Source organism: uncultured Caulobacter sp., from assembly GCF_947036865.1.
Classification (GTDB): domain Bacteria; phylum Pseudomonadota; class Alphaproteobacteria; order Caulobacterales; family Caulobacteraceae; genus Caulobacter.
This window is the reverse complement of sequence record NZ_CAMQSF010000031.1, coordinates 33,521-43,211: the sequence shown is the minus strand read 5'-3', so window position 1 is coordinate 43,211 and position 9,691 is coordinate 33,521. Positions and strand designations below refer to the sequence as shown.

Below are 9,691 nucleotides of genomic sequence, written 5' to 3'. Positions count from 1 at the left end.
GAGAGGGAGGGGCCCGCGCCGCAGGCGTGGGAGGGTGAGTGGGTAGGCGAAGCCCAAGAACGGTTCTGGCGCTGTTTCGATCTATGTGCCGGCACGCCGGCTGACGGCGGAACCACTCACCCTCCCACGCCTGCGGCGCGGGCCCCTCCCTCTCTCTAAAAGAGAGGGGTTTCCCTCACCGTCCGACCAGGGTCGATCAATGACATCGCTTCCCTCCCCCTTGATGGGGGAGGGGTAGGGGAGGGGGTGAGCACAGCGGTGGAAGCCGCGCTCGGCCTGCCCTCGGCAGGTCACCCCCATCCCCGACCCTTCCCCATCAAGGGGGAAGGGGGGCGCCTCAGCCCGCTCTAACCCCCGAACGCGGCCATGAAGGCGTCGACGGCGAGGGCGACTTCGGCGTCGATCGCCTCGGCCGTGGGTTCGCCGACATAGTTGACCAGCCGCATCTTCAGGAACCGGTTCTGGCAGAGGGCGATGAACAGGTGCGCCGCGGCGTGGGGATCGGGGCCGGCGAAGCGGCCCTCGGCCTTCATCCGGGCCAGGAAGTCGCCGAGGATCTTGGCGCCGCGCCCCGGTCCCGCCTCGTAGAAGGCCCGGCCGAGATCCGGCGAGCGCTCGGCGGCGGCCACGATCAGCCGGAAGTGGCGGATGTTTCGCTCCGACAGCACGTTGGTCAGATAGCGCCGGCCGACATTGGTCAGCGCCGACCTCAGATCATCGCCGTCGCCGAGCAGGCCGAACATCGCCTCGCGCTGCCAGCCGCAGTAGCGCTCGATATGCGCCTCGAAGATTTCTTCCTTGCTCTTGAAGTAGTTGTAGAGCGTGCTCTTGGAGCCGCCGACCTGGGCGGCGATGGTCGACATCGAGGCCGCGTCGTACCCTTCGTTCAAGAAAACCTCGGCGGCGACATCCAGTATGGCTTCGCGGCGGGAGTCTCGGTCGGGGCGGCTCGTCATCGAAATAATTCCTCGACCGTACGGTACGGTCGCCTTGACTATGGCGCAAGTGGGGCCTACCTGCACTGTACCATATGACTATACCGTACGGTCACATCAAGGCGCGCTCATGTCGACCTTCTCGTTTCGCCCCCGTCTTCCGCTGCTCGCCGCCGCCAGCGCCCTGGTCCTGAGCGCCTGCGCCAGCCTGCCGCCGGCGGAGGCCGCGCGGGTGGCCAAGGCGCCCCAGGCCTACGCGGCCGACCGGAGCCTCGCCGCCCCGACCGCCGACTGGCCCGCCGACGCCTGGTGGACCGGCTATGGCGACGCCCAGCTGAACGCCCTGGAAGACGAGGGCCTGAAGGGCTCGCCGAGCCTGGCCGCCGCCCAGGCGCGCCTGCGCCGGGCCCAGGCCCTGACCGCCCAGGCGCGCTCGGCCGACCTGCCGCGCGTGGGTCTCGGGGCCGAGGTCGGCGAGTCCAAGCAGAGCTACAACGCCGGCATCCCGCCGGCCTTCGTGCCGCACGGCTACAACGACGTCGGCCGCGTCGCGCTCGACGTCTCGTGGGAGCTCGACTTCTTCGGCAAGAACCGCGCGGCGATCGCTGCGGCGACCTCCGAAGCCAGGGCGGCCGAGGCCGACGCCGCCCAGGCGCGCCTGACCCTGTCGACGGCGATCGCCTCGACCTATGCCGAGCTTTCGCGCCTCTACGCCCAGCGCGACGTCGCGGCCCAGGCCGTCCGGCTGCGCCAGGAGACCTCGGACCTCGTGGCCAAGCGCGTCGCCAACGGCCTCGACACCAAGGCCGAGAGCGAGCAGGCGGCGGCGGGACCGCCGGCCTCGAAGGCCGAGCTGTCGGCGCTGGACGAGCAGATCGCCCTGACCCGCAACGCCCTGGCCGCCCTGGTCGGCGCCGGTCCCGATCGCGGTCTCTCCATCACCCGCCCGGCCAATGTCACGCTCAAGCCCTTCGGCCTGCCCCAGAACCTGCCGGCCAATCTGATCGGCCGCCGGCCCGACGTGGTCGCCGCCCGCTGGCGCGCCGAGGCCGCCACGGCCCGCACCCGCCAGGCCAAGGCCGCGTTCTATCCGGACATCAATCTCGCCGGCTTCGTCGGCGTCCAGTCTCTGTACCTCGACAAGCTGTTTTCCAGCGGCTCGGACATCGGCCAGGTCGGTCCGGCCCTGCGCCTGCCGATCTTCCAGGGCGGCGCCCTCCGCGCCGGCCTGCGCGGCGCGGAGGCCGACCGCGACGCGGCCGTGGCCAGCTATGACGGCGCCCTGACCCAGGCCCTGCGCGAAGTGGCCGACGTCACCGCCAGCCAGAGGGCCCTGACCGCCCGGCTCGCCGACGCCCGCGCGGCGCTGGCCGCCAACGAGAACGCCTATCGCATCGCCCGCCTGCGCTACGAAGGCCAGCTGTCGACCTATCAGTCGGTGCTGCTGGCCGAGCAGTCGGTGCTGGCCCAGCGCCGGGTCGTCGCCGACCTGGAAAGCCGCGCCTTCGCCCTCGACATCGCCCTGGTCCGCGCCCTCGGCGGCGGCTTCACCGGCGCCTGAACCCTTTCAACGCATCCGCTCGCTCAGGACTTCCGAACATGTCCGACTCCGCTCAACCCAACGGCCAAGCCGCCGCCAACACCAAGCGCCGCCGCCAGCTGACCCTGCTGGCGGGCGTGGTCGCCGTCGGCCTGGTGGGCTACGGCGCCTGGTGGCTGGCCTTCGACAGCCACTATGTCGAGACCGACGACGCCTATGTCGGGGCCGAGATCGCCCAGGTCACGGCGCTGTCGCCCGGCCCCGTCTCCAAGATCTTCGTGGTCGAGACCCAGGCCGTGAAGGCCGGCGATCCGTTGATCGTCATCGACGACGCCGACGCCCGCATCGCGGTGGCCCAGGCCGAAGCCGCCCTCGGCCAGGCCGAGCGCAAGGTGAAGGGCTATTTCGCCAGCGACACGGCCCTGGCCGGCCAGTTCAACGCCCGCCAGGCCGACGTCGAGCGGGCCGACGCCCAGATCGCCGCCGCCAAGGCCGATGTCGAGCGCGCCCGCGTCGACCTCTCGCGCCGTCAGGCCCTGGTCGGCCAGGGCGCCGTCTCGGGCGACGAGCTGACCGCCGCCCAGAACCGCCTGGCCAACGCGCAAGCCGCCCTGACCGCCGCTCAGGCCGTCCGCGCCCAGGCGCTGGCCAATCGCGACGCCGCCCTCGGCAGCCGCGAGGCCAACACCGTCCTGATCTCCGGCGCCTCGGTCGGCGAGAACCCGGAAGTGAAGGCCGCCCGCGCCCGCCTCGACGCCGCGCGCCTCTCGCTGGCCCGCACCGTCGTCCGCGCCCCTGTCGACGGCGTCGTGGCCCGCAAGTCGGCGCAGGTCGGCCAGCAGGTCGCCGTCGGCGCGCCGCTGATGGTCGTGGTCCCCACCGCCCAGGCCTATGTCGACGCCAACTTCAAGGAAGTGCAGCTGAAGAAGGTGGTTCCCGGCCAGCCGGTCGAGCTGACCTCCGACCTCTATGGCGGGAGCGTCAAGTTCCACGGCAAGGTCCGGGGCCTGGCCGGAGGCACCGGCTCGGCCTTCTCGCTGATCCCGGCCCAGAACGCCTCGGGCAACTGGATCAAGGTCGTCCAGCGCGTGCCCGTGCGCATCACGCTGGACCCGGCCGAGCTCGCCAAGCACCCGCTGCGGGTCGGCCTGTCGATGAAGGCCAAGATCGACGTCGCCCAACGGTAAGCGCGTTTCAGGAGCCGCTGACATGGCGTCCGACCAAACTCAAGGCGGCGGCCCGGCGCCGATGACGGGGCTCACCCTGGCGATCACCTCGATCGCCCTGGCGCTGGGCACCTTCATGCAGGTGCTGGACAGCACGATCGCCAACGTCTCGATCCCGACCATCGCCGGCAATCTCGGCGTCAGCTCCAGCCAGGGCACCTGGGTGATCACCGCCTTCGCCGTGGCCAACGGCGTCTCGGTGCCGCTGACCGGCTGGCTGATGGGCCGCTATGGCGTGGTCAAGACCTTCGTCGCCTCGGTGGTGCTGTTCACGATCGCCTCGTTCCTGTGCGGCATATCGTGGAACCTGTCGTCGCTGATCTTCTTCCGGATCCTGCAGGGGGCGGTGTCGGGGCCGATGATCCCCGGCTCCCAGGCCCTGCTGATCATGATCTTTCCGCCGGCCAAGCGGGGCACGGCCCTGGCCATCTGGTCGATGACCACGCTGGTGGCGCCGATCTGCGGCCCGATCCTGGGCGGCTACATCTCCGACAATATCTCCTGGCCGTGGATATTCCTGATCAACGTGCCGGTCGGGATCCTGTGCGCCGTGATCTGCTGGCGCAACATGGCCAGCCGCGAGACCCCGACGCGCAAGCTGCCCATCGACCGCACCGGCTTCATGCTGCTGCTGGTCTGGGTCGGCGCGCTGCAGGTGATGCTGGACACCGGCAAGGAGGCCGACTGGTTCTCCTCGCCCGCCATCGTCGTCGAGATGTGGATCGCGATCATCGGCTTCGTCGCCTGGGTGATCTGGGAGCTGAACGAGAAGCACCCGATCGTCGACCTGTCGCTGTTCAAGTCCAGCAACTTCGCCATCGGCACGATCGCCTTCTGCCTGGGCTACGCGGTGTTCTTCGGCAACAACCTCCTGCTGCCGCTGTGGCTGCAGACGCGGATGGGCTACATCGCCACCTGGGCGGGCCTGGTGGCCGCGCCGAGCGGCGTGGTCGCGGTGTTCCTGACGCCGTTCATGGCCAGGCTGCTGACCCGCGTCGACGCGCGCTGGGTCGCCACCCTGTCGCTCAGCGCCTTCGGCCTGTCGTTCTGGATGCGCTCGGGCTACACGCCCGACGCCAGCTTCGGCGTGCTGGTCGTGCCGCTGCTGGTGCAGGGCGTGGCCATGAGCACCTTCTTCCTGTCGATGGTCACCATCTCGCTGAACGGCATCCCACCGCAGCAGACGCCCCAGGCCTCGGGTCTGTCGAACTTCTCGCGGATCACCGCCGGCAGCTTCGCCGCCTCGCTGGCGACCACGATCTGGGACCGGGGCGCGGCGGTGCACCAGACGCGTCTGGCCGAGACCATGAGCGCCACCGACCCGGCCTATGTCGGCACGGTCGGCAAGCTGCAGGGCGTCGGGCTCTCGGGCCTGCAGGCCGCCGGCGCCGTGACCCAGCAGGCCGTGAACCAGGCCTATCTGCTGGCCGCGCTCGACTTCTTCCGGGTCTCGGCCTGGCTGTGCCTGATCCTGATCCCGCTGGTTTGGCTGACCAAGAAGGCCATGAGCGGCGGCGGCGCCCACGCCGCGGCGGACTAGGTCGAGGGCGACGCGTCCTGGACGGGGCCCGTTAGAAGGCCAGCTTGTCCGCCGTCAGGGTGAACCGCACGGTCTGGTCGCCGAAGGTCTTGGTCCAGCTGTCGCCCACCTTGCGGGCTTCCAGCGCCATGCAGACCTTCTGATCGGCGACGCCGGCTTGAGGATCGGGCAGCACGCAGAACTGATCGCCCTCGAACCACCAGCGCCCCTCGGCGCGCGGGATCTTCTGGCCCAGCATCAGGTAACGGCCGTCGGACCGGATCGCCATCCGATCCACCTCGCCCAGCTGCTCGATCCGCAAGCTGCCCGCGAAGTAGGGGGCCATGTCCATCGGCGGCGGCGTCGTCGCCGCGAGCGCGAGCGTGAAAGCCAGAACACCCATCGATCAGCCCTCATTCCGAAGAACCGCGTTCTTCGAATACCGCCGCGAGCAAAGGGGCGCAATGCCGATCAGTAGGGCAGGTTGTCCTGCGCCGGCTGCCCCGGCGGCGGGGCCTTGGCCGCGTCCTCCAGCTCCGACGCCGCGCGAGCGAATTCGGCCGACAGGGTCTCGTAATAGCCGTTGCGTGGGTCGGGCTCGGTGGGGGCGACCGGGTCGGGCAGCAGCCAGGGGAAGTCGCGCACCGCCAGGGCCTGGTGCGCGGCCATCATGAACCGCCGCCAGATGCTGGCCGGAATGTCGCCGCCGACCACCTTGTTCATCGGCTTCTCGTCGTCGTTGCCAACCCAGACCCCGGTGACGTAATCGGGCGTGAAGCCCACGAACCAGGCGTCGCGCCAGTTCTGGCTGGTGCCGGTCTTGCCCGCCGCCGGACGGCCGAAGGCGGCGCGCTTGGCCGTGCCCTCCGAGACCACCTTCTTCATCATCTTGACCATGATGCTGGCGTGGCCGACGTCGTAGACGCGGCGCTCGGCCTGGGGGGGCGCGTGCTGGAAGATCGCCTGGCCGCCCTGGGTGCCGATGCTCTCGATCACATAGGGCTCGACCCGCAGGCCGCCCTGCTGGAAGACCTGGAAGCCCGAGGTCATCTGCAGCAGGCTCACGCCGTACGAACCCAGGGCCACCGACAGGTCGGGTTGCGGCGGCAGCGAGGTGATCCCGAACCGGCGCACGAGGTCGCCGATCGCCGGGCCGCCGGCCTCCTGGGCCAGCTTGACGGCGATGGTGTTGGTCGAGGTGATCAGGGCCTGTTCGACGGTCATCGGCCCGCGATAGCCGCCGCTGTAGTTCTCCGGCGCCCAGGTTCCGAACTTGACCGGCTCGTCGACGCGGATGTCGGTCGGCAGCACGCCTTTCTCGACGGCGGCGGCGTAGACGAACGGCTTGAAGCTGGAGCCCGGCTGGCGGCGGGCTTGGACGGCGCGGTTGAACGGGCTCTCGACATAGTCCGTGCCGCCGACCATGGCGCGGATCGCGCCTTCGGACGACAGCGACAGCAGCGCCGCCTGGTGCGCGCCCGAGCGCGTGCTTTCGGTGGCCATGGTCTGGCGCACGATCTCGGCGCCCTGCCGCTGCAGGGTCGGGTCGATGGTCAGGCGCACGACGAGGTCGGGGGCGTTCTGGCCGGCGATCCTCACCGCCTCGCTGGTGGCGTAGTCCAGCACCCAGCCATAGTCGCCCTCGTCCTGCAGGGCCATCGGCGACAGGCGGGGCGTGTCGTCCAGCGCGCGGCTCTCCTGCTCGGCCGTGATCCAGCCCTCCTTGCGCATATTGGCCAGGATCAGGCGCGAGCGGGCCAGGGCGCGCTCCATGTCGTTGGTCAGGGCCAGCCGCGACGGCGCCTTGGGCAGGCTGGCCAGCAGCGCCGCCTCCGACAGGGTCAGCTGGCTGGCGGGCTTGCCGAAATAGGTCTGGGCCGCGCCGTCGACGCCATAGGTGCCGGCCCCGAAATAGATGCGGTTCAGATAGAGCTCGAGGATCTCGTCCTTGGAGAGGATCTTTTCCAGCCGGTAGGCCAGCAGCATCTCCTGCAGCTTGCGCTTGACGACCCGGTCGGGGGTCAGGAACAGGCCCTTAGCCAGCTGCTGGGTCAGGGTCGAGGCGCCCTGGCGGGTCTTGCCGCCGCGCCAGTTGACCCAGGCCGCGCGGACGATGCCCTGCACGTCGATCGGGCCGTGGTCGTAGAAGCGCCGGTCCTCGGCGGCCAGGAAGGCCTGCGAGACATAGCCCGGGACCGAGTGGACCGTGATCCGCTGGCCATAGCGCGGACCCCGCGTGGCGATCACCTGGCCGTTGCGGTCCTCGAAGCGGATGCCGGGCGCGCGATTGACCGCGAACAGCGCCTCGCGCGAGGGCAGGGGCGGGGTGTCCTTCAGGTACTTGAACCAGACATAGGCGGCCCCGCCGCCGACGCCGAGCACGGCGGTCAGGACCAGGACCAGCAGCGTCCCCCAGATCCATCCCGCCTTGCGGGCCTTCCTGCGCGCGGCGGCGTGTCTCAGGTCGGCGCGGAACGGCTCCTCGGGCGGCGGCGGCGGTGGCGGCGCGCGGTCGGCCAGCCGGAACGGGTCCTGGGGCGAGATCGGGCGCGCCCAGGTGTCCGGCGTCGGCGAGGCCTCGGCGTCAGGCGTCCGCGCGCCGCTCTCGGGCTTCCGAGGCGGCTCCTTGTCGTCGAACTTGTACGGCGGCAGCGTCCAGTCGTTCACGGTTTTGGATCAGGCTCTGTTGGTCGCCAGGTCATTCGGGTTTAGGACGGCGGCATGACGCCACGCAAACCTTTCTGGGAGACGAAGACGCTCTCCGAGATGACCGTCCCCGAGTGGGAGAGCCTATGCGACGGCTGCGGGCTTTGCTGCCTTGTTCGCTTCGAAGACGAAGATACCGGCGAAATCATCCCGACGCGGGTCCACTGCCAGCTGTTCGACGCCCACCTGTGCCGCTGCGTCGACTATCCCAACCGCAAGAAGACCGTGCCGGACTGCATCAAGCTGACGCCGTACAATATCGAGGACCTGGAGTGGATGCCGCCCTCCTGCGCCTATCGCCGGCTGCACGAGGGCAAGGACTTGCCGCGCTGGCATCCGCTGATCACCGGCGATCCCGACAGCACCCACAAGGCCGGCGTCTCGGTCCGCGACCAGACGGTGTCCGAGCTCTGCTTCGACGACGCCGAGGACGCGCTGGACTTCACGGCGACGGACCTGATGCGGGACCGGGGGGATGATCCGTACGAGGTAGAGGGGGATTGAGGAGGCCGGGTGGAGATCCGCCAACCAAAATTCGACCGTCATTCCCGCCCTGAAACCACTGGGGATATGCCGGTACTGGCAAACCCGTTTGCTGGCGCGGAAAGCGGACATTCCGACCGGCTGTTCGGGGTGGGAAGCGGACCTTCCTTTGATATGCTTTCGGTCCAGATCAGGCCGTCTGCGCCGAGGGACAATGGATCGAGAGCTCGCCCGACTTGTTGCATCGTCCGCAATAAGAGCCGGATCGGAACTTGGAAATTTGGTCGCGCTGGTGAACGAGCACGGTGCGGACGAAAGCCTGAAGCATGGCATCGCTACAGCCATTGCCGAAATCAGCTTCAGCATCCTGCAGCCCGTGTTTCGCGAACATCCCGATCTGGAAGATGAATTCGACGCTCGGATCGGGAAGTACGGACGAGCCTCGTAGCTGGCTCAATGTCTGCAACGGGTGGGCAGCGGACGTCAGCTGCGCGCTTCGGAGACCTGGATCATTAGGTCGGCGCGCTCATCAGGGAGCATGGCCCGCCAGGATTGTTTTACGCCGCTGACAGCTTCGAGCCGCAGTCGCATGACGTCTGCGGCCCTTCGTGAAGCGATCTCCGGGAAGGTCGCCGTGACAGCATCGAGCAGCCAGCCCTGGGGATTACTTTTCCGAAGCTCGATCGTCCTCGTCTCGGTGCCGCAGGTAATGTGATAGCGGAAAAGCGGCATCTCGAACTCCGGCGGCAATGGCGGATATCACCAGACATCGCGATGGTCCCCAACGCGTGGAGAGGAAACGTTCAGTCACGCCTGAAACCGTCCCAGAAGTTTTCCAAACCAGCCGACGCGCGGTGTGTCGGGGCGCGCGTCTTCGAAACAGTCGGCCCAATTCGACATCGCTGGACCAAAGAACGCCTGCATTGCTCTGAGTTCTCCGCGTCCTTGCAGGTTCTCGATGAAGCTGACTGCGATCACGTTGGTGACGTCTTCATAGCCCTCTTCGTGGGCTTTTCTCCATGCCTCTTCAAACAAGGAAAGTGCCTTAGTCAGAACAGCCCTGTCAGCGTCCGAACCATCCTTGAGACTGACTAGAAAGGGCGTCATTTCGCCAAAGAAAACGTGAGGGAGCACCTCCTCATAGTAGGCTAGGTGTTCCGCGAGCATCGGCGCAAGGCCGGGAACTTCCCGAGCCAACCGATCTACGAGCGCGAAGCTGTCCATGCGACTAGGTTAGCCTACGCACGGAAGTGACCAAAGGTCCGACTAGGGTCGCGAACCG

General features: G+C 68.6%; 10 protein-coding genes. 5 read left to right on the top strand and 5 right to left on the bottom strand.

The features are described from left to right. Positions 1-347: 347 nt before the first annotated feature. Positions 348-956 carry a TetR/AcrR family transcriptional regulator gene (locus Q0V34_RS15385; RefSeq protein ID WP_297513422.1) on the bottom strand — a complete coding sequence of 203 codons (609 nt, stop codon included), beginning with the start codon at positions 954-956 and terminating at the stop codon, positions 348-350. Between the two features lie 109 nt (positions 957-1,065). Between Q0V34_RS15385 and Q0V34_RS15380 the strand changes: the two genes are divergently transcribed. Genes Q0V34_RS15380 through Q0V34_RS15370 form a run of 3 tightly spaced genes read left to right on the top strand, consistent with a single transcriptional unit; the run spans position 1,066 to position 5,241 of the window. Next, positions 1,066-2,496: an efflux transporter outer membrane subunit gene (locus Q0V34_RS15380; RefSeq protein WP_297513414.1), complete on the top strand. Its 1,431-nt coding sequence runs from the start codon at positions 1,066-1,068 to the stop codon at positions 2,494-2,496. Between the two features lie 38 nt (positions 2,497-2,534). Continuing rightward, positions 2,535-3,662: an HlyD family efflux transporter periplasmic adaptor subunit gene (locus Q0V34_RS15375; protein ID WP_297513412.1), complete on the top strand. Its 1,128-nt coding sequence runs from the start codon at positions 2,535-2,537 to the stop codon at positions 3,660-3,662. Positions 3,663-3,684: 22 nt separating this feature from the next. After that, complete coding sequence (locus Q0V34_RS15370) at positions 3,685-5,241, top strand: DHA2 family efflux MFS transporter permease subunit (RefSeq protein WP_297513411.1); 1,557 nt, start codon at positions 3,685-3,687, stop codon at positions 5,239-5,241. A gap of 31 nt (positions 5,242-5,272) precedes the next feature. On the opposite strand, the gene Q0V34_RS15365 is transcribed toward Q0V34_RS15370, so the two are convergent. Next, entirely contained in the window at positions 5,273-5,623 is a 351-nt protein-coding gene (locus Q0V34_RS15365) for a hypothetical protein (protein ID WP_297513409.1), read from the bottom strand. A gap of 68 nt (positions 5,624-5,691) precedes the next feature. Then, a complete protein-coding gene (locus Q0V34_RS15360) occupies positions 5,692-7,887 on the bottom strand; it encodes a PBP1A family penicillin-binding protein (protein ID WP_297513407.1) in 2,196 nt (731 codons plus the stop codon). 54 nt (positions 7,888-7,941) lie between these two features. Between Q0V34_RS15360 and Q0V34_RS15355 the strand changes: the two genes are divergently transcribed. Beyond that, a complete protein-coding gene (locus Q0V34_RS15355) occupies positions 7,942-8,430 on the top strand; it encodes a YcgN family cysteine cluster protein (RefSeq protein ID WP_297513406.1) in 489 nt (162 codons plus the stop codon). A gap of 259 nt (positions 8,431-8,689) precedes the next feature. Further along, positions 8,690-8,857 (top strand): hypothetical protein, encoded by a 168-nt coding sequence (locus Q0V34_RS15350; protein ID WP_297513404.1) that lies wholly within the window; start codon positions 8,690-8,692, stop codon positions 8,855-8,857. A gap of 35 nt (positions 8,858-8,892) precedes the next feature. Here Q0V34_RS15350 and Q0V34_RS15345 read toward each other — a convergent pair whose 3' ends face one another. Together Q0V34_RS15345 and Q0V34_RS15340 are read right to left on the bottom strand one after the other, a co-directional pair. Further along, on the bottom strand, positions 8,893-9,141 hold the full coding sequence (locus Q0V34_RS15345; protein WP_297513402.1) for a hypothetical protein: 249 nt from the start codon (positions 9,139-9,141) through the stop codon (positions 8,893-8,895). Positions 9,142-9,216: 75 nt separating this feature from the next. Beyond that, a complete protein-coding gene (locus Q0V34_RS15340; protein ID WP_297513400.1) occupies positions 9,217-9,633 on the bottom strand; it encodes a hypothetical protein in 417 nt (138 codons plus the stop codon). Between the last annotated feature and the right edge of the window lie 58 nt (positions 9,634-9,691).